Source organism: Streptomyces sp. NPDC046303, from assembly GCF_055588085.1.
Genome location: NZ_JBVJFA010000039.1, coordinates 1 through 22,173 on the forward strand (window position 1 = coordinate 1; position 22,173 = coordinate 22,173).

Annotated in this window: 15 protein-coding genes, 1 tRNA gene and 1 pseudogene; 7 read left to right on the forward strand and 10 right to left on the reverse strand. The window is 71.4% G+C overall.

Annotated elements, in window-relative coordinates:
- The 7 genes and pseudogenes from ACZ6I1_RS29960 to ACZ6I1_RS29990 form a co-directional block, all read left to right on the forward strand.
- Window positions 1-210, forward strand: a pseudogene (locus tag ACZ6I1_RS29960) (hypothetical protein); the annotation flags it as partial.
- Between the two features lie 54 nt (window positions 211-264).
- Window positions 265-576 carry a pore-forming ESAT-6 family protein gene (locus tag ACZ6I1_RS29965; protein ID WP_446594877.1) on the forward strand — a complete coding sequence of 104 codons (312 nt, stop codon included), beginning with the start codon at window positions 265-267 and terminating at the stop codon, window positions 574-576.
- Between the two features lie 51 nt (window positions 577-627).
- The gene (locus ACZ6I1_RS29970) at window positions 628-1,056 is read left to right on the forward strand and encodes a DUF6507 family protein (RefSeq protein ID WP_469292032.1); all 429 of its coding nucleotides are present in this window, start codon (window positions 628-630) and stop codon (window positions 1,054-1,056) included.
- Window positions 1,053-4,043, forward strand: a complete 2,991-nt coding sequence (locus ACZ6I1_RS29975) for a hypothetical protein (protein ID WP_469292033.1) — start codon at window positions 1,053-1,055, stop codon at window positions 4,041-4,043. The genes ACZ6I1_RS29970 and ACZ6I1_RS29975 overlap by 4 nt, the downstream gene beginning before the upstream one ends.
- A gap of 17 nt (window positions 4,044-4,060) precedes the next feature.
- Window positions 4,061-4,915, forward strand: coding sequence for an immunity 49 family protein (locus ACZ6I1_RS29980; RefSeq protein WP_469292034.1), 855 nt, complete (start codon window positions 4,061-4,063; stop codon window positions 4,913-4,915).
- Between the two features lie 266 nt (window positions 4,916-5,181).
- The gene (locus ACZ6I1_RS29985) at window positions 5,182-5,646 is read left to right on the forward strand and encodes a hypothetical protein (RefSeq protein WP_469292035.1); all 465 of its coding nucleotides are present in this window, start codon (window positions 5,182-5,184) and stop codon (window positions 5,644-5,646) included.
- Between the two features lie 7 nt (window positions 5,647-5,653).
- On the forward strand, window positions 5,654-5,887 hold the full coding sequence (locus tag ACZ6I1_RS29990; protein ID WP_469292036.1) for a hypothetical protein: 234 nt from the start codon (window positions 5,654-5,656) through the stop codon (window positions 5,885-5,887).
- 44 nt (window positions 5,888-5,931) lie between these two features.
- Here the strand turns inward: ACZ6I1_RS29990 and ACZ6I1_RS29995 are convergent.
- From ACZ6I1_RS29995 to bldG, 10 genes are all read right to left on the reverse strand, one after another.
- A tRNA-Thr gene (locus ACZ6I1_RS29995) sits at window positions 5,932-6,005 on the reverse strand.
- 162 nt (window positions 6,006-6,167) lie between these two features.
- The gene (locus ACZ6I1_RS30000) at window positions 6,168-7,736 is read right to left on the reverse strand and encodes an alpha/beta hydrolase (protein WP_469292037.1); all 1,569 of its coding nucleotides are present in this window, start codon (window positions 7,734-7,736) and stop codon (window positions 6,168-6,170) included.
- Between the two features lie 193 nt (window positions 7,737-7,929).
- Window positions 7,930-9,141, reverse strand: coding sequence for a DNA polymerase III subunit delta' (locus tag ACZ6I1_RS30005; RefSeq protein ID WP_469292038.1), 1,212 nt, complete (start codon window positions 9,139-9,141; stop codon window positions 7,930-7,932).
- 76 nt (window positions 9,142-9,217) lie between these two features.
- Window positions 9,218-12,466 carry a dTMP kinase gene (tmk, locus tag ACZ6I1_RS30010; RefSeq protein WP_469292039.1) on the reverse strand — a complete coding sequence of 1,083 codons (3,249 nt, stop codon included), beginning with the start codon at window positions 12,464-12,466 and terminating at the stop codon, window positions 9,218-9,220.
- A 217-nt stretch (window positions 12,467-12,683) separates the two neighbouring features.
- On the reverse strand, window positions 12,684-15,509 hold the full coding sequence (topA, locus tag ACZ6I1_RS30015; protein ID WP_469292040.1) for a type I DNA topoisomerase: 2,826 nt from the start codon (window positions 15,507-15,509) through the stop codon (window positions 12,684-12,686).
- 611 nt (window positions 15,510-16,120) lie between these two features.
- Window positions 16,121-17,632: a DUF7059 domain-containing protein gene (locus tag ACZ6I1_RS30020; protein ID WP_469292041.1), complete on the reverse strand. Its 1,512-nt coding sequence runs from the start codon at window positions 17,630-17,632 to the stop codon at window positions 16,121-16,123.
- 199 nt (window positions 17,633-17,831) lie between these two features.
- Window positions 17,832-18,398, reverse strand: a complete 567-nt coding sequence (locus ACZ6I1_RS30025; RefSeq protein ID WP_469292042.1) for a small secreted protein — start codon at window positions 18,396-18,398, stop codon at window positions 17,832-17,834.
- Between the two features lie 176 nt (window positions 18,399-18,574).
- On the reverse strand, window positions 18,575-20,977 hold the full coding sequence (locus ACZ6I1_RS30030) for a sodium-translocating pyrophosphatase (RefSeq protein WP_469292043.1): 2,403 nt from the start codon (window positions 20,975-20,977) through the stop codon (window positions 18,575-18,577).
- A gap of 256 nt (window positions 20,978-21,233) precedes the next feature.
- Window positions 21,234-21,674: an ATP-binding protein gene (locus ACZ6I1_RS30035; RefSeq protein ID WP_469292044.1), complete on the reverse strand. Its 441-nt coding sequence runs from the start codon at window positions 21,672-21,674 to the stop codon at window positions 21,234-21,236.
- A gap of 98 nt (window positions 21,675-21,772) precedes the next feature.
- Window positions 21,773-22,114 (reverse strand): anti-sigma factor antagonist BldG, encoded by a 342-nt coding sequence (gene bldG, locus ACZ6I1_RS30040; protein ID WP_069920854.1) that lies wholly within the window; start codon window positions 22,112-22,114, stop codon window positions 21,773-21,775.
- Window positions 22,115-22,173: the final 59 nt, after the last annotated feature.

Below are 22,173 nucleotides of genomic sequence, written 5' to 3' on the forward strand. Positions count from 1 at the left end.
TTCCAGGGGCAGGGCAAGGTCGCGTTCGATTCGTTCAAGCTGCGTGCGGACGGGATCGCGAAGGAGCTGAACGCTTCGCTGGCGGCGATCCTCGGCGGTCAGTCGGGGATGGAGCAGGCGTTCGGGTCCGGTGACCAGGAGCAGGGCGAGAACGCGCGGCAGACGCAGGGCTCGGCGAACTTCGACGCGGCCCGCTTCCGCGGCCGCTAGACCGCCAGGTCCTCTTCCGCTTCATTTTTTTCGTTCACGGGGAGTGTGGTTGTGATGGCAGGTGGGACGGACCGTCGTGCGTACGACGTGGGTGCCTCGACGGAGGTGCAGGGCGGCATCAAGGCCGTGATCGGCCAGCTGGAGCAGGTGATCGCGGCGCGTGAGGCGCAGGTCGCGGCGGCGATGACGGATTTCGCGGCGGATGGTGTGGCGGATGACTACCACGCCAAGGAGCTGCGGTGGAAGAACGCGTCGCAGGAGGTCAAGAACATCATCCAGCTGCTGAACACGACGCTGGAGAAGAACGACGCGACGGCGCGCCAGACGCTCCAGCGGGCGAAGGCGGCCGTCGACAACATCGGCTGAACGAGCCGGGCATGAAGCAGGACAGTGGGCTGGTGGTACGGGGGGTAGTCGATGACGTCGTGGGACATTAAGCCGCAGGGCGTGCAGGGCCAGTTGAAGACGGTCGGCACGAACGCCGGCGAACTGGAGAAGGCTCTGAACGCCCTGCTGACAGCGATGTCGGAAGCGGCGCAGGCTGCGGGGACGGCCGTACCCGGCTCGGCGGCGGAGACGAAGATCGCCGGCCCCGTACCGGCCGGGCGGCCCCACCTCACCCAGAAGGCGATGGGCCCGGTCGCGGCCGCGCTGGGCGAGTACCTGACCGCCCGTAAGCCGGAGTTCAAATCGATGGCCGAGCGGATCGAGGCGTGCATCCTCGGCGCGGTGAAGGCCACGAACGAATACCTGGAAGGCGACCTCGACCAGGCCAAGGCCGCCCAGGACGCGGCCCGCGCCGTGAACCTTGACGTACTGCGTGACAAGCCGGGGGGCAAGAAGTGAGCGGGAACGCGCCGGTCGACCCGGCCGAGGTGCCGGTCTTCACCGGAGACCTGGCGGTACTGGACGAGAAGGTGAAGGCGATCTCGTCGGGCGGGGCCGCGGTCTCGACGAAGGCGAGCGACGTCCACACCAGCTTCGGCGGCATCCAGGCGTTCTACCAGGCCCCCGAGGCCGACCAGCTGTTCGCGACGACCAAGCCCGTCTCCGACCTGGGCCTGAAGCTCAGCTCCGACATGTGCACGATCGCCGGCGCCCTGGGCACGTACTCCCGCGACGCCGCCCCCGTCATCAAGAAGCTCGAGAGCCTCAAGGCGGAAGCCCAGTCCTTCCGAGAGAAGACCGACAAAGACGACAAGTGGCGTGAAGACGGCGATCTGATCGACGAGAACCTCGAGCGCCGCAACAAGATCGCCGAGGTCTGGGCCGAGTTCCAGGAAGTGGAACGGGCCGCCCACGCGAAGATCGTCGCCCTGGTCGGCGGCAAGCCGCTGCGGGTCAACGACGGCTCCAACGCCAAGGACATGTACGGCTACGACGCCGAGGCGATGAAGCAGTCCAAGTCCCTCCCCTGGGGCGACGCGGTCGAGGAGTCGATCCCCGCGTGGCAGGTGTGGGAGCACGCCTGGGAGTTCGGCAAGGGCGTCATCGTCGACGGCGTCTGGGGCACCCTCAAGGGCCTCGGCGGTCTCGTCGGCCTCCAGGGCTGGGACGTGTTCAAGCAGTCCTGGACGGGCCTGGCCAAGCTCGGCACCGGCCTCGCCATCATGACGATCCCCGGCGCCGGCCCGCTCTTCCTCGCCGCCCCCGACGACAAACTCCCCTCCTGGCTTCGCGACTCCCGCACCGCGATGAAGGAGACGGGCAAGGCCCTCCTTGCGTGGGACCAGTGGGGCTCCAACCCCTCCCGCGCGGCCGGCGCGGTCACCTTCAACGTCCTGACCACGGTGTTCACCGGCGGTGCGGGCGGCGCGGTCGCGGGCGCGGGCAAGGCGGGCGCGGTCGCCAAGGCCCTGTCCTTCGCGGGCAAGGCCGGCCGGGCCATCGACCCGATGACGTACATGTTCAAGGGCGCGGGCGCCGGCATCTCCAAGATCGGCGATGTCATGGCCGGCCTGAAGGGCATGGGCCACATCGAGATACCGAAGATCGACGTGGACGGCGCGGTATCGCTGCCCGAGGGCGCCATCCACCTCCCCGACGGCGCGATCCAGCTCCCCAAGGGCGCCGCGGTCCCGGAGGGGGCGATCAAACTCCCCAACGACACCATCAAACTCCCCGAGGGCACCGCCGCCCTGCCGCCGGGCACGGTCAAGCTGCCCGTGGACGGCCCGTCGCAGTTCATGGACCCCAAGGGCAACATCTACGACGCGAACGGCGCGATCACCCAGCACGCGAAGGACGCCCCGACGGGCAAGCCGGACGCGGACGCCGACGTCCCGCGGGCCGACGCCCCGAAGACGGACTCCCCGGCCACGGTCAAGGTCCCGGAACGCGAACTGGCCGGCGTCGGCGGCCGCGGCGGCGATGACCCCATCCGCCTCGGCTCCGACCACTCGGGCCCGGTCCACGCTGTCCCCGACGGCCCGCCCGGCCCGCGCGGCAACGACAACACCCCCGGCGGCCACGCCCCGGACAACACCCCGCGGGTCGACGCCCCGAAGACGGACTCCCCGGTCCCGGCCAGGGTCCCGGAACGCGAACTGGCGGGTGTCGGCGGCCGCGGCGGCTCCAACATCTCCGACCCGGTCCACGCGATGGACAACGGCCCGCGCGGCTTCGACAACACACCGGGCGGCCACGCCCCGGACAACATGCCCCGCAACGACCTGAACAACCCGGGCGCCACCCCCCGCCCGGACACCCCGGTCACCCACGGCACCGACACCCCGACCGGAGGCGGCTCCCGCCCGGACGGCCCCGGCGGAGGCGGCACCCACCCGGACACCCCGGGCACAGGAGGCACCCACGACCCCCTGGGCGGCCGCGGCCCCGGCAGCTTCGACAACCTCCCGGGCCTCGGTGACGACGCGGCCCGGGCGGGCGACGGAACGACTCCGGCGGGCGGTCAGGGTGGTCAGCCGACGCCGTCCGGTTCCGGGCACCCGCTGACGCCCGAACAGGTCAAGGCCAAGCAGGACGAGTTCGTGGCGAAGGCGAACGATCCCGACAAGACCTGGTTCAACCAGTACTACCGGTCGGACGGGCACCGCCTCAGCATCCACACCACGATCGACGACGTCGAGCTGCCCATTCTGGCGAAGGACAGCGACGGGTCCTGGATCTCCAAGAACAGCCTTCCGTCCGCCGGCTCCGAGACCAAGTTCGGCCGCGATGCGTTCCTCCGCGACGAGTCCCATCCCGCCATCGACCACCTCGACGACGTCGCCAGGGACCGCAAGGCCTCCGTGGAACTGGCCAACGCCGAGCGCGCGCACAAGGCCTCGCCCACCGCCGAGACGCTGGACGACCTGGCGAAAGCCCAGGAGCGTTTCGACACGCGCATGACCCCGCGGTGGGGCGAGAACACCTCCAACAACACCTCGTTCTCGGAACGCCTGGGCGAGGACGCGGCACGGCTGCACGTGGTCCCGGAGCGGTTCCCCGGCTCGGTGGAGCAGCCTCTGCCGAAGACGCCCAACGGTGCCAACATGTTCGACCAGCTGTACCGCCGCCCGGACGGCAAGCTGATGATCATCGAGGCGAAGGCGCCCTCTTCCGGCCTCCTCTGGCGCAAGGGCGTCGGTCCGGCCGAGGGCTTCATGGTGAAGCAGGGCACCGAGCCGTACCTGCGGACCATCATCGCCGAGATGGAACTCCGGCCGAATCTGAAGGTGACCGACGGCTCGGGCAGAGTGTGGACGAACCGGGAGCTTGCCGATGAGCTCACGAGGGCCCTGGACGGCAAGAACCTGGAGTACGCCATGGTGAAGGCCAGGGACGGCGGCAGTAAGTACGCTGGGGCCGTCCTCGAATTCTTCAAGATCTGACAAAGGAGACAGCGTCCGTGATCGTGCCGCGCCAGGACTATCCGAAGGACGAGATGGCGGGAGTGGTCCCCGGCATGGAGGATTCGCTGTCCTATTCGCTGGAGGAGATCGAGACCTCGCACAACTCCAGGTCCGGTGCGGTCATGAGGTCGCTGAACGTCGCCCTGGTCCGCTGTGTCGGGGACCCCGGTGCCGTCATGCTGGAGACCTGGGAGTCCTGGCTGCTGGCCATGCAGGTGCACTCGGCCGTCTTCGCCGCCACCGCACCCGACCAGGAAACGATCACCTGCAAGATCCGCCAAGAGGAACGCCACCTCGCCACCACCGGCCCGCAGACCTACCTCAACGCGAACACCTGGCTCAACGCCTTCTACCTCGCGATCATCTGCCGTGAGGCAGCCCGCCTCGACATGCTGGCCCAGATCCCGGTGTCCCTGCTGCGCGACTTCGGCGGCGCACTGGACGAGTACACCTATGCCTGGGTGGAGACCCTCCAGAGCTTCTGGCTCCGCCGTGACGACCTGCGCACACACCTGGTGCAGGCCGTGGACCTGAGCGCTCCCGAGCAGGCCCGCGTCATCGACCCTGAGGAAATGGCCAACCTCCGCTACCCGCCGATCATGATGCTCTACCGCTACCTGCGCAACGACGCCGCCGGCTTCAACGAAGCCCTGGCCGACGCCGTCCGCTGGCACAAGGAGTACTGGACCGCCAACGAGGACCGGCAGCAGAACATCCTCGGCATCGTGGCCCTCGGCCCGCTGGCGATCGCCTGCCTGGCGAAGGCCAACGGCCTCCCGGTCGAGGTCCAGACCGACTACCTCCCCGAAGCCCTCCTCGACTTCGCCTGGCGCGGCGAGTTCGACGCCTGACACCACAAGTCCGCGCGCAGCACGGGAGTCGGCGCCGAGTTCGACGAGTACCTCAACACTGGATCGAGACGCTCCAGAACGGCTGGTTCGGCCGGTCCGATGAGCTGATGCCGAACACGCGCTCACAGTCGGTCTTCGACGTCACAGACAGTCAGCATGCCCATCCGCTGATCACTCTTCGCAGTGATATGCATTTCGGGGCAGAATCCCAAAGCCGGTCATAGGAGTTCCGATCTGCGCAGACACTCCGCCAGAAGGGAACTCAGATGGGTCGACCATTCACAGCCCGGGTCATTGCCGCTCTCGCCACTACGGCCGCGCTGGCCGCGTTACCTCCCGCCGACGCGCACGCCAGCGCCATCGGCTCGACGCCCGTGGCCACCTTCGACTACCAGGTCGGAGGCGTCACGATGAAGGTTCCCACAGGCTGCATGTTCACCCACATCATCCGCGGCGAGGACAAGAACATCACGTACCAGAACGCCGGCGTGGACTGCGGATTCGTCGGCGCCCTCAACGCCGGTTTCTGCAACTGGCGCATCGACTTCACCTACGCGGACACCGGCAACAAGACGTACCGCACCTCCCGCGGCAAGACCCACACCGAATGCAAGATCAATCCGATGCGCAACAACGCACCCCAGAAGCTCCCCCGATACGGCAAGGCCTGCGCCCACCTCAACATCAACGGCGTGCGCCGGGTCAGCCAGTGCCACCACATCACGAAGTGAGCCGCACATGAGCCCCCAGCCCACTCCTCCCGCAGACCCCGCCTCGGAAGCCAGACGCCGACGTGCCGGCATCGTCGCCTTCCTCACCGGCCTCGCCGCGTCCTTCGCCTTCTTCGCGTTCTTCCCCGGTCTCCCCCACGTGATCGACTGGGGCGCCATCATCGTGTCCCTCGTCGTCGGCGGGCTCGCCCGCTGGGCGTGCCTGGCCCTGGCGAACAGGGACGTCCGCTGCCGGAAATAGCAAAAGCCCCAGGTCACGGCGAGTGAGTCCTGGGGCTTCTACAGAGCCGCCTTCGGGATTCGAACCCGAGACCTACGCATTACGAGTGCGTTGCTCTGGCCAACTGAGCTAAGGCGGCACCGCTGGTCAGACAAGTATTCCCTCGAAGAGGTGCTCTCATCAGCAGCGGCGCCAAGTCTACAGGGTTTCGGCGGGTGCCCTGAACCAGGTTTGCGGCGGTGGGACGTACGTCACATATCGGGATGAATCTGCCGGTCCTGAGGCCCTGGGGCGGGCCGACTCAGCACTTCTTGCCGTCCGCCGGGGTCCTGCCCTCGAGGAGGTACTGGTTGATCGAGGTGTCGATGCAGTCGCTGCCGCGCCCGTACGCCGTGTGGCCGTCGCCGTCGTACGTGAGGAGGGTGCCCGACTCGAGCTGGTCCGCCAGGGCCTGGGCCCACTTGTACGGGGTCGCGGGGTCGCGGGTGGTGCCGACGACCAGGATCGGCGCGGCGCCCTTCGCGGTCAGCGGCTTCGAGGTGCCCGTGGCCTTCACCGGCCAGTACGCGCAGTTCAGCGAGGCCCAGGCGAAGCCCTCTCCGAAGACCGGGGAGGCCTTCTGGAAGGACGGCAGGGCCGAGGCGACCGCCTCCGGGCCGGCGAAGGCGGGGGCCTGGTCGAGGCAGTTGACGGCGGCGTTCGCGAACATCAGGTTGGGGTACTTGCCGTCCGGTTCGCGCTGGTAGTAGCTGTCGGCCAGGCTCAGCAGGGACGCCCCGTCGCCGTCCATCGCCGCCGTGAGCGCCTCGCGCAGCTGCGGCCAGGCCCCCTCGTCGTACAGCGCCTCGATCACGCCCGTCGTGGCGAGGGCCTCACCCAGGGGGCGGGCCGGTTCGCCCGTGGGCACCGGCTGGGCGTCGAGCTTGCGGAAGAACTCCTTCAGGCGCGCCGCCACCGCGTCCGGCCCGCCCTTGCCGAGCGGGCAGTCGGTCTGCTTCGCGCAGTCCTTCGCGAAGGCGGTGAAGGCCCGTTCGAAGCCCTCCGTCTGGTCCCGGTTGAGGTCGACCGCCGGACGGGCGGGGTCCATCGCGCCGTCCAGCACCAGCCGCCCGACCCGGCCGGGGAAGAGGTCCGCGTACGTCGCCCCCAGGAAGGTGCCGTACGAGGCGCCGACGTACGTGAGCTTCTCGTCGCCGAGCACCGCGCGCAGCAGGTCCATGTCGCGGGCGGCGTCCACGGTGGACACGTGCGGCAGGATGCGCTGCGAGCGCGCCTGGCAGCCGGCGGCGAACTCCTTGAAGGCCGCTACCAGCAGCGCCTGCTCGGCGGCGTCGTCGGGGGTCTGGTCCACCTGTGTGTACTTGTCCATCGCCGGGCCGGTCAGGCACTCGACGGGGCTGCTGCGGTCCACCCCGCGCGGGTCGAAGGAGACCATGTCGTACCGCGCCCGGACGGGCGCGGGATAGCCGATCCCCGCGTACGCCTGGAGGTATCCGATGCCGGATCCGCCCGGGCCGCCCGGGTTGACCACCAGGGAACCGAGCCGCTTGCCCGGGCCGGTGGCCTGGCGGCGGGACACCGCGATGTCGACGTCCTGGCCGGAGCCGGCCTTCGCGTAGTCCAGTGGGGCCTTCATGGTGGAGCACTGGAACCCGGGGACACCGCAGTCGCGCCAGCTCAGCTTCTGCTCGTAGTACGGGCGCAGCGCGGCCGGATCGGGGGACGGCCGCTGCGACGGCGCACCGGATCCCCCTGTGGAGGACGCGGCCGCCCGGGGTCCCGCAGACCCGCCGGAGGTGCAGCCGGCGAGCAGCAGCCCGGCGGCTGCGATCACGGTCCCGGTGGTACGCAGCAGGCGACTGGTGTCCATCCCCGGAGCCTACGTCCTCCCGGCCGGACCCAGGCCGTGGCCCCGCGCCGGACGGAGGAACCCCTTCCGCGCCCGTGCAGGGTGGGGCGCGGGCGGGGCGCGGGCGTGGCCCGGACGGGGAGCCGTCCGGGCCCCGGTGACGGGTCCGCCCGTACGGGTGAGTCGGTCAACCGGACGTTGACGCCGGGGCGGGTCAGCCCGCGCGCAGGGACATCGTCATCGCCTCGACCGCGAGCAGCGGGGCCACATTGCGGTCCAGGGCCTCCCGGCAGGCGATGATCGCCTCGATCCGGCGCAGTGTCCGCTCGGGACCGGAGGCGCGGGCGATCCGGTCGAGGTCCGGCCGTATCTCCTCGTTGGCGATGGCCACGGACGAGCCGAGCTGCAGGGCCAGCACGTCCCGGTAGAAGCCGGTGAGATCGGTCAGCGCCAGGTCCAGGCTGTCGCGCTGGGTCCGGGTGCGGCGGCGCTTCTGCCGGTCCTCCAGCTCCTTCATGACGCCCGCCGTGCCGCGCGGCATGCGGCTGCCGGCGCCCGCCTGGGCACCGAGCGCGGCCCTCAGCTCCTCGGTCTCCTTGGTGTCGACCTCCTCGGCGACCTGCTTGGCGTCCTCGGCGGCGGCGTCGACGAGCTCCTGTGCGGCCTTGAGGCAGCCGCCCACGTCGTCGACGCGGAGCGGCAGCTTCAGCACGGTGGCACGGCGGGAGCGAGCGGCCTCGTCGGTCGCCAGCCTGCGGGCCCGGCCGATGTGCCCCTGGGTCGCGCGGGCGGCGGCCGCGGCGACGGCGGGCTCGATCCCGTCACGCCGGACCAGTACCTCGGCCACAGCGGCGACGGGCGGGGTGCGCAGGGTCAGGTGCCGGCAGCGGGAGCGGATCGTCGGCAGCACGTCCTCCAGGGAGGGCGCGCACAGCAGCCACACCGTCCGCGGAGCGGGCTCCTCCACGGCCTTGAGGAGCACATTGCCCGCGCCCTCCGTGAGCCGGTCGGCGTCCTCCAGGACGATGACCTGCCAGCGGCCCACGGCCGGGGAGAGCTGTGCGCGGCGCACCAGGTCGCGGGTCTCCTTCACACCGATCGACAGCAGATCGGTGCGGACGATCTCCACATCGGCGTGCGTGCCGATCACGGTGGTGTGGCAGCCGTCGCAGAACCCGCAGCCCGGCTCGCCCCCGAGGGCGCGGTCGGGGCTGGTGCACTGCAGGGCGGCCGCGAAGGCACGGGCGGCGGTGGACCGCCCCGAGCCCGGCGGCCCGGTGAACAGCCAGGCGTGGGTCATCTTGGAAGCGACGGGCGGCGCGGTACCGTCCGTGATCGCCGTGACCAGGGCATCGGCATCGCGGGCGGCGGCGGCGAGCTGCTTCTGGACCCGCTCCTGTCCCACCAGGTCGTCCCATACGGGCATCCCGCCCACCACCTTTCACTTCACTCTGCGTGCACCCATTGTGGCGCGCGGCACTGACAATCCGGTCCGGCCCCGGTCAGCGCCGCCGGCGCGGGCCCCGCTCGTCGTCGTCGCCGTACTCGTCGTCCCGGCGGCCCAGCAGTTCGTCCGCCAGCGTCGGCAGATCGTCCAGCGGGGTCTCCTCGGCCCAGTCCGACCGTGCCCGGCGCGGGCGGCCGTCCTCGCCGAGCACCGGGAGCTCACGCGTCCGGTCCGCGCCGGAGGCGCCGCCGCTGACGCCGCCGCTGCCGGAGTCCCGGAAGATGCCCGGCGGCACCCGGTCGGCCGGGTTCTCCTCGGAGCGCCGGGCCGTGGGCCGCGCGGCCTGCGGGCGTGCCGGGGGCAGCACGGCCGTCTCGTCGGCCGGTCCCACGGGGGGCAGCACGGCCGTCTCGTCGGCCGGTCCCACGGGAGGCAGTACCGCCGTCTCGTCGGCCGGTCCCACGGGAGGCAGTACCGCCGTCTCGTCGGCCGGTCCCACGGGAGGCTTCGTCGTGTCCACCTTCGGAACGGGGACGGTCTGCGTGATGTCGTCGGGCTGGACGACCCGCCTGAGCGCCGGCGTCTCCAGCGTCACCGCGTCGTCCGGGTGCGGACCGTCCGCTTCCGGAGCAGGAACCTGCTCGGCACGAGCCTGCTCGGCAGGAGCGGGCGGTGCCGACGCAGCCGCCGAAGCCGCTGCGGCAGCCGACGCCCGGGCCGCCGCCTCGGCAGCCGCAGCCGCAGCCAGCCGGCGCGCTTCCTCGGCCTTCAGCAGGGCCTCCTCGGCCCGCCGCTGCTTCTCCAGCCGCCGTTCTTCGGCCTCGGCCCGCAGCCGGGCCTCCTCCTCGGCCTGCCGGCGCAGCCGCTCGGCCTCGGCCGCCCGCGCCTTCTCCTCGGCCTCCGCACGCAGCCGCTCGGCCTCGGCCCGGGCCCGTGCCTCTTCCTCGGCACGGATCCGCTCCTCCTCCGCCTTGCGGGCGGCCTCCGCCTCGGCCTTGATCCGGGCGGCCTCGGCCTCGCGGGCGAGGCGGGCCTCCTCCTCGGCCTTCAGCCGGGCTTCCTCCGCCTTGCGCGCGGCCTCTTCCTCCGCCTTGCGGCGGGCCTCCGCCTCGGCGAGCCGACGGGCTTCCGCCTGCGCGGCCACCTCGGCCTCGGAGAGCGGGAGCATCCGGTCCAGCCGGTGCCGTACGACGGTGGTCACCGAGTCCGGGTCCTGGCCCGCGTCGACCACCAGGTAGCGCCCGGGGTCGGACGCGGCCAGGGTCAGGAACCCGGCCCGCACCCGCTGGTGGAACTCGGCCGGCTCCGACTCCAGCCGGTCCGGAGCCTCCGTGAACCGCTCGCGCGCCGCCTCCGGCGACACATCGAGCAGCACGGTCAGGTTCGGGACGAGCCCGTCGGTGGCCCAGCGCGAGATCCTGGCGATCTCGGTCGGGGAGAGATCGCGGCCGGCGCCCTGGTAGGCCACGGACGAGTCGATGTAGCGGTCCGAGATGACCACCGCTCCGCGCTCCAGGGCCGGGCGCACCACCGTGTCCACGTGCTCGGCGCGGTCGGCGGCGTACAGCAGGGCCTCGGCGCGGTTCGACAGCCCCGCCGAGGAGATGTCGAGCAGGATGGAGCGCAGCCGCTTGCCGACCGGCGTGGCCCCGGGCTCGCGGGTCACGACGACCTCGTGCCCCTTGCCCCGTATCCAGTCGGCGAGCGCCTCCACCTGGGTGGACTTGCCGGCGCCGTCGCCGCCCTCCAGGGCGATGAAGAACCCGGTGCCGGACGGCGCCTGCACCGGCTCCCCGCCGCGCAGCGCCTCGCGCAGGTCCCGCCGCAGGGGTACGCCGCTGCGGTCGTCGGCCTTGGCCAGGACCACGGCCGCGACGGGCAGCAGCAGCGCACCGACCAGCATCAGGGTGAAGGCGGCGCCGCCGTAGGCGAAGACGACATCGCCGCCGCCCAGCCGGTGCGGCCCGATCACCGCGGCCAGCACCGGGGCGAGGACGGCTCCGAGCGCCACGGCCACGCGTACGACCGCGTGCAGGTGCTCGGTGACCCGCGTCCGCCGGAACTCCTCGGTCTCCTGGTCCAGCAGCGTGTGGCCGGAGTTGGCGGCGACTCCCGCGGCGGCGCCGGCGAGCAGCGACAGGAACAGCACGGTCGCCGTGTCCCGGATCAGCCCGGCCAGCAGCAGCGCGAGCCCCGCCACCGCTATGGCGAGGGACAGCAGCCGGCGCCGGGACAGGGCGGGGAGCACTTTGCCGGCCTGGGTGGCGCGGATGCCGGCGGCGGTGCCGCCGACCAGCGCGAGGACGAACAGCGCGAAGGCGGCCGGGCCGCCGCCGAGGTCGAAGGCCAGCAGTACGGCCACGGACACGGCGCAGGACACCGCTCCGGCGACCGCCGCTCCGGCCAGGACCAGCAGCGGGATGGCGCCGGTCCGGCCCTTGTCGGGCCGGTCGCCCGCCTTGGGGGCGCGCAGTCCCTCCAGCGGCGAACGCGGCCGCGGGGTCTTCGCCCCGGGCAGCACGAGCGGCAGCAGCAGCGACACGGACGCCGCGAAGAGTCCGGAGGCCACGTACGAACCCAGCGCGGCCTGGTTCGCGGCGAACCAGTCGATGCCGAGCCCGAGGGCCTTGCCGACGAGGGTGGCGGCGAGCAGCGCGGCCGCGGCGATCGGGAGCGCCGCGAAGGCGGTACGCAGGGTCAGCCGGCGCAGCGCGTCCAGGTGGTCCGGCAGCGGCCGTACGGTCGCCCCCTCGGGCGGCGGCACCGGCAGCAGCGCGGGAGCGGCGCTCTCCTTGGCCAGGGTCCACAGCCGCTCCGCGGCGCCCGCGACGAAGACGGTGGCCAGCAGCGCGGTGAGCGCGTGGGCCGGGATCCAGTCGAGCCACAGCGGGGCGACGACGAAGAGCCCGAGCCGGAAACCGTCGGCGCCGATCATGGTCCAGCGGCGGTCCAGCTTGCCGCCGGGGGCGAGCAGTCCGGAGAGCGGGCCCAGCAGGACCGCGCCGAAGAACAGGGTGGCGAGGATCCGGACTCCGAAGACGACGGCCACGGCGAGGGCCGCACCCCGGTAGCCGCCGCCGAAGGCTCCTTCGGTGACGGCCGCCTGGAGGGCCAGCAGCACCAGCACCAGCAGGGCGAGGGCATCGCCGATGCCGCTCACGAGCTGGGCGCTCCACAGCCGGCGCAGCCTGGGGGTGCGCAGCAGTGCGCGCACCGCACGCTCGCGGGAATCCGCGGCTAGGGCTTCGTCGTAGGTGGGGTTCGCGGGGGCGGTCACGACCGTTGGCTGCTCGGCTCGCGTCATCCGCCCAGCCTATCCGCTGCGCTTGGCCGGTGCGGAAGCCTGTGGACAAGGTCCGCTGTGACCCCGGCCCCACCTCTCCCGGCGCTCCCCGCACAAGCGGCCCCGGCCCCGGCTGCGCCCGGCTTTCGGGGCTCCGCCCCGGCCCCCGCGCCTCAAAAACGCCGGTGGGGCTGGAATTGCGCTCCGCGCAACCCAGCCCCACCAGTTCCGCCTGCGGCTACTCGTCCGCCTTCTTGGCCGCGGTCTTCTTCGCCGCCGTCTTCTTGGCGGTCGTCTTCTTCGCCGCCGTCGTCTTCTTCGCGGCAGCGGTCTTCGTCGCCGTCGCCTTCTTCGCGGGGGCCTTCTTGGCCGGGGCCTTCTTCGCCGTCTTCTTGGCCGGGCCCTTCGCCCGCTTCTCCGCGAGCAGCTCGTAGCCCCGCTCCGGCGTGATCGTCTCGACGTCGTCGTCCCGCCGCAGCGTCGCGTTCGTCTCGCCGTCGGTCACGTACGGCCCGAAGCGGCCGTCCTTGACCACCACCGGCTTCTCGCTGACCGGGTCCGTGCCCAGCTCCTTCAGCGGGGGCTTGGCCGCGGCCCGGCCCCGCTGCTTGGGCTGCGCGTAGATCGCCAGCGCCTCGTCCAGCGTGATCGAGAAGAGCTGGTCCTCGGTCTCCAGCGACCGCGAGTCCGTGCCCTTCTTCAGGTACGGGCCGTAGCGGCCGTTCTGGGCCGTGATCTCCACGCCCTCCGCGTCCACGCCGACCACGCGCGGCAGCGACATCAGCTTCAGCGCGTCGTCCAGCGTGACCGTGTCCAGGCTCATCGACTTGAAGAGCGAGGCCGTCCGCGGCTTGACCGCGTTCTTGCCCGTCTTCGGCGTGCCCTCGGGAAGGATCTCGGTCACGTACGGGCCGTAGCGGCCGTCCTTCGCGACGATCTCGTTCCCGCTGACCGGGTCCTTGCCCAGCGCGAACTCGCCGCTCGGCTTGGCGAAGAGCTCCTCCGCGTACGCGACCGTCAGCTCGTCCGGAGCCATGTCGTCCGGTACGTCGGCCCGCTGGTGGCCCTCCGCGTCCTTCTCGCCCCGCTCCACGTACGGCCCGTAGCGGCCGACCCGCAGGACGATGCCCTCGCCGACCGGGAAGGAGGAGATCTCCCGTGCGTCGATCGCGCCCAGGTCCGTGACCAGCTCCTTCAGACCGCCGAGGTGGTCCCCGTCGGCGGGCACGACCTCGGTCGCGTCCTCCGAGCCGAAGTAGAACCGCTTCAGCCACGGCACGGACTGGGCCTCGCCCCGCGCGATGCGGTCGAGGTCGTCCTCCATCTTCGCGGTGAAGTCGTAGTCGACGAGCCGGCCGAAGTGCGTCTCCAGCAGGTTCACCACGGCGAACGACAGGAAGGACGGCACGAGCGCCGTGCCCTTCTTGAAGACGTAGCCGCGGTCGAGGATCGTGCCGATGATCGACGCGTACGTCGACGGGCGGCCGATCTCGCGCTCTTCCAGCTCCTTGACCAGCGAGGCCTCGGTGTAGCGGGCCGGCGGCTTGGTCGAGTGGCCGTCCGCCGTGATCTCCTCGGCGGCGAGCGCGTCGCCCTCCGCGACCTGCGGCAGGCGCTTCTCGCGGTCGTCGAGCTCGGCGTTCGGGTCGTCCGCGCCCTCGACGTAGGCCTTCATGAAGCCGTGGAAGGTGATCGTCTTGCCGGAGGCGGTGAACTCGGCGTCCCGCCCGTCGCCCGCCCGGCCGCCGATCTTCACGGTGACGCTGTTGCCGACCGCGTCCTTCATCTGGGAGGCGACGGTCCGCTTCCAGATGAGCTCGTAGAGACGGAACTGATCGCCGGTGAGGCCGGTCTCCGCCGGGGTGCGGAAACGATCACCCGAAGGACGAATCGCCTCGTGCGCCTCCTGGGCGTTCTTGACCTTGCCGGCGTAGACGCGCGGCTTCTCCGGCAGGTAGTCGGCCCCGTAGAGCTGCGTGACCTGCGCCCGGGCCGCCGACACCGCGGTGTCCGACAGCGTCGTGGAGTCGGTACGCATGTACGTGATGAAGCCGTTCTCGTACAGCTTCTGCGCGACCTGCATGGTCGCCTTCGCACCGAAGCCCAGCTTGCGCGAGGCCTCCTGCTGGAGCGTGGTCGTACGGAACGGGGCGTACGGGGAGCGGCGGTACGGCTTGGACTCGACCGAGCGGACGGCGAACGAGGTGTCCGCCAGCGCGGCGGCGAGCGCCCGCGCATTGGCCTCGTCGAGGTGCAGCACCTCGCTCTTGAGCTGCCCGTTCGAGCCGAAGTCGCGGCCCTGCGCGACGCGCTTGCCGTCCACCGTGTTCAGGCGGGCGACCAGCGTCGAGGGGTCGGAGGCTCCCCCAGCCTCCGGCCGGGGGGACCCCCATCCGGTGCGCCCGGTGGCGAAGGTTCCGGTGAGGTCCCAGTACTCGGCGGAGCGGAAGGCGATGCGCTCGCGCTCCCGCTCGACGACGAGGCGGGTGGCCACCGACTGGACGCGGCCGGCCGACAGCCGCGGCATGACCTTCTTCCACAGGACCGGCGAGACCTCGTAGCCGTAGAGGCGGTCGAGGATGCGGCGGGTCTCCTGGGCGTCGACCATGCGCTGGTTGAGCTCGCGCGGGTTGGCGACGGCGTCGCGGATCGCGTCCTTGGTGATCTCGTGGAAGACCATCCGGTGGACGGGGACCTTGGGCTTGAGGACTTCCTGCAGGTGCCACGCGATGGCTTCGCCCTCGCGGTCCTCATCGGTGGCGAGGAAGAGTTCGTCGGACTCGGCCAGCAGCTCCTTGAGCTTCCTGACCTGGGCCTTCTTGTCAGCGTTGACGACGTAGATCGGCTGGAAGTCGTGCTCGACGTCCACGCCGAGACGGCGGACCTCGCCGGTGTACTTGTCGGGAACCTCGGCCGCGCCGTTCGGGAGGTCGCGGATGTGCCCGACGCTCGCCTCGACGACGTAACCCGGGCCGAGGTAGCCCTTGATCGTCTTCGCCTTGGCAGGGGACTCGACGATGACGAGTCGGCGGCCGCCCTTTGCGGTCTCGCTAGTCGGGGACAACTTGGCTCTTCTCTCCGGTCGGCACTCGGTCGCAGTACGGCGACGCTGCGGAGTGTGACGGTACAACCCGCCCCCGTGTCAAACGGCACAAGCCCGCAACGGCCACTCGAACGGTAACCCGACAAGTGCCGGTTCTGCCGCCCGGATGCTTCGGCGGGCCCCTGCCGGTCACCGGGCCGAGTGTCCGCGGGGCCGTCTGGCCCCGCCCCCCGGGCCCCCTCCGCCACCGGCTTCCACACCGGCTTCCACACCGGCTTTCAAGGCCGGACCGGACCGGGCGGGCCCCCGCCTCAGAGCCTCGCGAGCGACCCTGAGCGACCACGCCCCGAGGGCGGGCGACGTACCGCCGGCGGGCAGTGCCGGCGGTACGGCCACGACGGGGCGCACGCCCTCGGCCACCGGCGCGCCGCGCAGGGCGCGCGCCCCCGTCCAGGCCGGCAGAGCGGCCCCGAACAGCAGGAACACGGCGCCCGCGAAGATCGCAGGGCCGCGCTCCCTACCGCTCTGCCCATCCCCGGGCCGCTCGCGGGATCCCCCCGAATCCCGCTGCGCGAGAGCCTTCCAGCCTTTCGGGTACGGCGGGCGAACCCTGGGTTACATCCCGGTTGCGGCTACTGCGCGGGGCCCTCGACCGGCTCCAGAAAACCCTGCTCGACCAGCATCCGGATCGCCTCCGGAGTCCGGTCGCGCAGGACGACCGGGTCCTCCTGCACCAGGTGCGCGATCGCGTCCAGGATCCGGCCCGCGGTCAGTGAGCCGTCACACACTCCGGCGAAGCCCGCCCCGACCGTGTCGACCTTGGTCGCGCGCCGCATCCCGCGGTTCTGCCGCAGCACGACGTGCTCCGGATCCTCCGAGCCGGGCGCGCCGACCTGCTCCTGCACCACCTCGACGGCCAGCTGGAAATAGCCCTCCAGCAGCGCCGCGTCATCGTGTTCGCGCAGGTAGTCCTGGCGGGCGAAGTGGGCCAGGACGGTCTCGCCGAGCGGCTGCTCCACCGAGTGCGGCCACTCCTCCACCACGATCGACGGCTCGGCCGCGTCCGTCCGGCGCAGGGTGATCCACCCGAATCCGACCGACTTCGTCTTGCGGGCCTCGAACTCGTCCAGCCAGTCCTCGTACCGCCGCGCGTATTCGGCGGGGTCGGTGCGGTGGTCGCCCGCGTCCCGCAGCCACAGCTCGGCGTACTGCGTCACGTCCTGTACGTCGCGCTGCACGATCCACGCGTCGCAGCCGCGCGGCACCCAGGCGCGGACCCGGTCGCGCCAGTCCTCGCCCTCCACGTGCTGCCAGTTACCGAGGAACTGCGCGTACCCGCCGGGGTTGAGGTGCGCGCCGGCCTCCTGGACCAGGGTCCGGCACAGGTCGTCACCGCCCATGCCGCCGTCGCGGTACGTGAGGCGGGCGCCGGGTGAGATCACGAACGGCGGGTTGGACACGATCAGGTCGTACGTGGCGTCCCCGACCGGCTCGAAGAGCGACCCGGCGAGCAGTTGGGGCTCCGGGGCGCCGGACAGCGCCAGCGTCAGCCGGGTGAACTCCAGGGCCCGGGGGTTGACGTCGGTGGCGGTGACCCGGGTGGCGTGCTGGGCCGCGTGCAGCGCCTGGATGCCCGATCCGGTCCCGAGGTCGAGGGCGGAGCCCACCGGGACGCGCACGGTGATCCCGGCCAGCGTGGTGGAGGCGCCCCCGACCCCCAGGACCACGCCCTCCTCGCGGCTGCCGATCCCGCCCGCCCCGCCGACGGCGCAGCCGAGGTCGGAGACGATGAACCAGTCCTCGCCGTCGGGTCCGCCGTACGGGCGCACGTCGACGGTGGCGTGCACCTCGTCGCCCTCCCGGCGCAGCCAGCCGTCGGCCAGCGCCGCCTCCACGGGCAGCACCTCCGCGGCGTGCACGTACGGCTCCGGCTGCTGCAGCAGGAACAGCCGGACCAGGCTGGCGAGGCCGTTGCCGCGGCTCCGGGTGGCGCGCAGCGCGGGGACCGTCTCGCTGCGGGCGAGCGCGGCGTAGGCGGGGGCGCCGAGCAGGTCGAGCAGCCCGTCGGCGGTGAAGCCGGCGGCCAGCAGGGCGGTGCGCAGTTCGGCGGCGTGGTCGGGCGAGGGGAGGCTGGTGGTACTCACCCCACCATTGTGGCCGTTGGGGCCGACAATCCGTGCCCCCGCGCGGCCGACGGCGCGGGGGACCTCAAGCCGGGGGCCGACTCCGGGCGGGGCCGGGACGTGACGGGGCGGACGCCGGGCGGGGCCGGACGTGACGGGGCGGCCGCGCCCCCTGGGAACGCGGCCGCCCCGGCCGTCGTCAGCTCACCGGCCCGCCGGGCTACTTGGGCGACGGCGAGGGCGGCGCCACCTGGCAGCCCTTCTGGTTGTTCATGGCCTTGTCCAGGCCGCCCGCGTTGAGCTCGGCAAGTGCGTCCTTGCCGCCCTTCGTGGCCTCCTGGAGGCCACCCGCGAGCTCCTTGAGGCCCTCGGCGAACTTCGTCTGGTCCTTGGCGTCGAGGGCGTCCATCTTGGCCTTCAGGTCGGCGTAGCCCTTGGAGGTGTCCTCGAAGCCCTTGACCGCCGCGTCCAGGGTCGCCTGGCCGTTCTTGACCGGGGGAACTCCCGCCCCCTGCAGCGCTGTCCCCATCGTCTTGTACGACTCGGACATCGTCGCGAACGCCGCCGAGTCGGTCTTCTGGACCTCCTCGGGCTTGCTGCTCTCCGTCGCCACGCGCTTGATCTCGGCGTTGGCCGCCTCGACCTTCTTGAGCTCGGGCTCCCACTGGTCGCAGACCTTCTTGGCCCAGGCGTCGGCCTTCTTGTCGCTGTCGTCCCCGCCGCAGCCGGACAGGACGAGCATCAGTACCGCACCGCCCGACAATGCGGCCGCAAGCTTCTTGTTCACCGGATTGGTCCCTTCGAAGGCTCTCGGCCCGGAAGATACACGGCCGCCATCCGGCTCCGCACAAAGGCGGACAGACGGCGCGTCAGTCCGCGCCGCCTGTCCGCCCTTCGGGCTACGGTCGTACGGCCGGCCCTGCCCGGCCCGTACGCCTGCCCCTGCCGCTGTCGTGCCTCCGGTCAGGAGACCGTCGCGGGGTCGGGCTGCTGGCCCACCCGCTCGGCGGCTCCGCTCTCGTTCTCCCCGCCGACGGCGATGCCGCGCCGCTTGGAGATGTACACCGCGCCGATGATGACGCCGATCGCGAGGACCGCGACGACCGCCCGTACGGTCACACTGGTGTCGGGGCCGTAGCTGAACTGCACCACCGCCGGGGCGATCAGCAGCGCCACCAGGTTCATGACCTTGAGCAGCGGGTTGATGGCCGGACCGGCGGTGTCCTTGAACGGGTCGCCGACCGTGTCGCCGATGACGACCGCGGCGTGGGCCTCGCTGCCCTTGCCGCCGTGGTGGCCGTCTTCGACGAGCTTCTTCGCGTTGTCCCAGGCACCCCCGGAGTTGGCGAGGAAGACCGCCATGAGCGTGCCCGTGCCGATGGCGCCCGCGAGGAAGGAGCCGAGGGCGCCGACGCCGAGGGTGAAGCCCACCGCGATCGGGGTGAGGACGGCGAGCAGGCCGGGCGTGGCGAGCTCGCGCAGCGCGTCCTTGGTGCAGATGTCCACGACGCGCCCGTACTCGGGCTTCTCGGAGTAGTCCATGATCCCGGGGTGCTCGCGGAACTGCCGGCGCACCTCGTAGACCACGGCGCCCGCGGAGCGGGAGACCGCGTTGATGGCCAGGCCCGAGAACAGGAACACGACCGCCGCGCCGAGGATCAGCCCGACCAGGTTGTTGGGCTGTGCGATGTCCAGGCTGAGGTTCATCTCCCCGGCCTTGGCCCCGACTTCCCTGACCGCGGTGGCGATCGCGTCGTTGTACGAGCCGAACAGCGCGGCCGCGGCGAGCACGGCCGTGGCGATGGCGATGCCCTTGGTGATGGCCTTGGTGGTGTTGCCCACCGCGTCCAGGTCGGTCAGGACCTGCGCCCCGGCTCCCTCGACGTCGCCCGACATCTCGGCGATGCCCTGGGCGTTGTCGGAGACCGGCCCGAAGGTGTCCATGGCGACGATCACGCCGACGGTGGTCAGCAGGCCGGTGCCGGCCAGGGCCACCGCGAAGAGCGCGAGCATGATCGACGTACCGCCGAGCAGGAACGCCCCGTACACGCCGAGGCCGATCAGCAGCGCCGTGTAGACCGCGGATTCCAGACCGACCGAGATGCCGGCGAGGACGACGGTGGCCGCTCCGGTGAGGGAGGACTTGCCGATGTCCCGGACGGGACGGCGGTTGGTCTCGGTGAAGTAGCCCGTGAGCTGCTGGATCAGGGCCGCCAGCACGATGCCGATCGCGACGGCGACGACGGCCAGGACGCGCGGGTCGCCGGAGTGGTTCGTGATCGCGGCGCTCTCGACGCCCTGCAGCTCCTTGTAGGTGGCCGGCAGGTAGGCGTAGACGGCGATCGCGACCAGCACCAGGGAGATCACGGCGGAGATGAAGAAGCCGCGGTTGATGGCGGTCATGCCGCTGCGGTCGCTGCGGCGCGGGGCGACGGCGAAGATGCCGATCATCGCGGTGATCACGCCGATCGCGGGGACGATCAGCGGGAAGGCCAGGCCCAGGTCGCCGAAGGCGGCCTTGCCGAGGATGAGCGCGGCCACCAGGGTCACGGCGTACGACTCGAAGAGGTCGGCGGCCATTCCCGCGCAGTCGCCGACGTTGTCGCCCACGTTGTCGGCGATGGTCGCGGCATTGCGCGGGTCGTCCTCCGGAATGCCCTGCTCGACCTTGCCGACCAGGTCGGCGCCGACGTCGGCGGCCTTGGTGAAGATGCCGCCGCCGACACGCATGAACATCGCGATCAGCGCGGCGCCGAGGCCGAAGCCCTCCAGGACCTTGGGGGCGTCGGCCGCGTAGACCAGGACGACGCAGGAGGCGCCGAGCAGGCCGAGGCCGACGGTGAACATGCCGACCACGCCGCCCGTACGGAAGGCGATCTTCATCGCCTTGTGGGAGACCTCGGTCAGGTCCTTGGCGGGCTCGCCCTCGGCGGGGGTGGCCTCGCGTGCGGCGGCGGCGACGCGGACGTTGGCGCGGACCGCGAGCCGCATGCCGATGTAACCGGTGGCCGCCGAGAAGAGCGCGCCCACCAGGAAGAAGGCGGAACGTCCCGCCCGCTGCGACCAGGTGTCGGCGGGGAGCAGGAAGAGCAGGAAGAACACCACGACGGCGAAGACGCCGAGGGTGCGCAGCTGACGGCCCAGGTAGGCGTTGGCGCCCTCCTGCACGGCCGCGGCGATCTTCTTCATGCTGTCGGTTCCCTCGTCGGCGGCGAGGACCTGGCGGACCAGGATCTGCGCGACGACGAGCGCGGCGATTGCCACGGCCGCGATGACGATCACGATGAGCCGGTTGTCATCGGTGAGTACTGCGGCTGCCAGATCAGAGGTGCGATCCGACGCGATAGGGGTGAAGAGCCCCGTCATTCGTCCTCCTTGACGTGATGAGCTCAAGATGTGGACGGATTGTAGGGAGCGCGCCCTGATCAAAACAGTGCACAGGAAACGGAATTGGCGTGCTCTTGCTCCTCAGCAATAGATCGCGTCACTCCATTACCCTCGAAAGTGGTAATGGGGCAAAGCCATTGACGCCGGGTCATTGATCTAGGGAAATGAAAAAGGCCCTGCTCAGCAGGGCCTTGATAAAGATCGGAAGATACGAAGGATTCCGCGCGCAGTGGATCTACGGCAGCTCGGAGGCTCCCGCGACGGGCCAGCTCATCCGGATGGTCCCGCCCGATTCACCACTGGTCACCTCGACGTCGTCGACGAGCCCGCTGATCACCGCGAGACCCATCTCGTCCTCGCCGTCGATGTCGTGGTCCAGAACGGCCGCGATGCCGGACACGGCATCGGCCGGGCCGCCGGCCGGTCCGGGAAGCTCGTCGCCGACCTCGATGGAGAACACCTTCTCCTCCTCGGTCAGCACGACCCGGACGGGCGCGGTCAGCCCGTTGCTGCGGTGCAGTCCGACGGCGCGCGAGCAGGCCTCGCCCACGGCGAGGCGGACCTCGTCGAGGACGGCTTCCTCCACCCCGGCCCGGCGCGCCACCGCGGCCGCGACGAGGCGGGCCGTCCGGACGTGTTCGGGCTGGGCGCTGAAGCGCAGTTCAACGGTGGCCATGCGCGTCCCCCTCGGACTACGGGCGTGCCTTGACAGGGGCCCGGGCCATCAGCGGCCCGGTACCCCGCCTCTCCTTCGGCTCCTTGTCTCCGGAGCCGTCAGTCGGTGGCGTTGACGGCGTCTTCCACGGAGGTGTGGATCGGGAACACCTTGGTCAGACCGGTGATGCGGAAGATCTTCAGGATGCGCTCCTGGTTGCACACCAGACGCAGCGAGCCCTCGTGCGCGCGGACGCGCTTGAGGCCTCCCACGAGCACACCGAGCCCAGTGGAGTCGAGGAAGTCCACTCGCTCCATGTCGACAACCAAGTGGTAGCTGCCGTCGTTCACCAACTCGACCAACTGCTCGCGCAGCTTGGGCGCGGTATACACATCAATCTCGCCACCGACCTCTACGACCGTACGGTCGCCTACAGTGCGAGTCGACAGGGACAGGTCCACGGATCCTCCAGCACCTTGCTATCGAGCGGCGCCCCCCAGGGGCCTCCCCACCCGAAGGT

What these genes read in the sequence shown, in the direction of transcription:
- ACZ6I1_RS29965 (WP_446594877.1), top strand. Translation starts at nt 265, where the DNA reads ATGGCAGGTGGGACGGACCGTCGTGCGTACGACGTGGGTGCCTCGACG.
- ACZ6I1_RS29970 (WP_469292032.1), top strand. Translation starts at nt 628, where the DNA reads ATGACGTCGTGGGACATTAAGCCGCAGGGCGTGCAGGGCCAGTTGAAG.
- ACZ6I1_RS29985 (WP_469292035.1), top strand. Translation starts at nt 5,182, where the DNA reads ATGGGTCGACCATTCACAGCCCGGGTCATTGCCGCTCTCGCCACTACG.
- ACZ6I1_RS29990 (WP_469292036.1), top strand. Translation starts at nt 5,654, where the DNA reads ATGAGCCCCCAGCCCACTCCTCCCGCAGACCCCGCCTCGGAAGCCAGA.
- ACZ6I1_RS30000 (WP_469292037.1), bottom strand. Translation starts at nt 7,736, where the DNA reads ATGGACACCAGTCGCCTGCTGCGTACCACCGGGACCGTGATCGCAGCC.
- ACZ6I1_RS30005 (WP_469292038.1), bottom strand. Translation starts at nt 9,141, where the DNA reads ATGCCCGTATGGGACGACCTGGTGGGACAGGAGCGGGTCCAGAAGCAG.
- tmk (WP_469292039.1), bottom strand. Translation starts at nt 12,466, where the DNA reads ATGACGCGAGCCGAGCAGCCAACGGTCGTGACCGCCCCCGCGAACCCC.
- ACZ6I1_RS30030 (WP_469292043.1), bottom strand. Translation starts at nt 20,977, where the DNA reads ATGACGGGGCTCTTCACCCCTATCGCGTCGGATCGCACCTCTGATCTG.
- ACZ6I1_RS30035 (WP_469292044.1), bottom strand. Translation starts at nt 21,674, where the DNA reads ATGGCCACCGTTGAACTGCGCTTCAGCGCCCAGCCCGAACACGTCCGG.